The organism is Brucella tritici, from assembly GCF_902825325.1.
GTDB lineage: Bacteria > Pseudomonadota > Alphaproteobacteria > Rhizobiales > Rhizobiaceae > Brucella.
Genome location: NZ_CADEAR010000073.1, coordinates 1 through 592 on the forward strand (window position 1 = coordinate 1; position 592 = coordinate 592).

Consider the following 592-nt stretch of genomic DNA (forward strand, 5'->3'; position numbering starts at 1 on the left):
GCTCAAGGATGTTGTTGAGATATTTAACCTGCAGGATTTCAATCATTTTGCTGTGACCGGTGATTTTCAGGATTGTGTTTACAGCTTGTGCTCCGGCCAGATTGGCTCCGCTTTTATCAATGACAATTTTGTCTGGAACACCGTTGGCTGCGATGGCTTTCTTGAAGAAACGCCGTGCTGCAGCCAGATTCCGGCGTTCGGAGAGCATGAAATCCAGTGTTTGGCCATCTCGGTCAACGGCTCGGTACAGATAGGTCCATTGACCACGAACCTTGATATAGGTCTCGTCAACACGCCAGGAACGGGCCGTGGGTCGCTTGCGCGATTGCGCCTGGGCAGCGATCAGCGGTGAGTACCGGACAACCCATCGGTTCAAGGTCGCATGATCCACAGCAATGCCGCGTTCTGCCAGAATTTCCTGAAGGTCACGATAGGAAACCGGGTAACGCACGTAAAAGAAGACTGCATGCAGGATGATACTTTTTGGAAAATGGGTACCTTTGAAAGCGACCGTCATTCGCATTCGCCTCACTCAATTATGCGCACTGACGCTCACATAGCTCAGCAGAAGTGAAAATTTTGCGACACAGCC

Annotated in this window: 1 protein-coding gene; it reads right to left on the minus strand. The window is 50.8% G+C overall.

Annotated elements, in window-relative coordinates; translation table 11 throughout:
* Positions 1–517 (minus strand): IS6 family transposase (locus HWX93_RS22715; protein ID WP_176038820.1); only part of this gene is annotated, 517 nt, incomplete at its 3' end.
* Between the last annotated feature and the right edge of the window lie 75 nt (positions 518–592).